Consider the following 479-nt stretch of genomic DNA (forward strand, 5'->3'; position numbering starts at 1 on the left):
TATGCTCGCTGGTAGGACATGAAGTTGTAGGTGGTGTAGTGTCTGGATAAATGAAAGCATCAAAAGTAAGAACAGAATAGCCCCCGCTGGTAATAAAAAAAAGCTTGCCTTCGTTCTTATTGATTCTTTTAACCCGCACTGTTCTTTTATTATGAGTATTATCAATAATTTTAAAACCTCCGGTAGCTTCCCAAATTCCATCACAATTTGCCTCAGCAATTGTGATCGTATTTACATAAGGATATACTTTTCGGGTCCTAAAATCCATCCACATAGGGCCTTCATACCTTTTAATACTCCAGTTATGGCAACCATTAGCTGCTTTTGTAGCAGATTTATCTATTGTAGAAGTCTCTACAGATATATTTTTTGATTCTCCTTCAAGACCATCAAGAGTACCATCATCTGTCTCGCAACTACTAATAAAGGTTGCCAGCATTACCATAGTGATTACTTTAAAAATTGTTTTTTTCATGATT

The 479-nt window shown here is 35.9% G+C and carries 1 protein-coding gene; it reads right to left on the reverse strand.

The features are described 5' to 3' along the window. Positions 1-479, reverse strand: a 479-nt coding sequence (locus Z053_RS31750; protein WP_160170161.1) for a hypothetical protein, incomplete at both ends; no start/stop codon positions are given.

Source organism: Aquimarina megaterium XH134, from assembly GCF_000520975.1.
Taxonomy (GTDB): Bacteria; Bacteroidota; Bacteroidia; order Flavobacteriales; family Flavobacteriaceae; genus Aquimarina; species Aquimarina megaterium.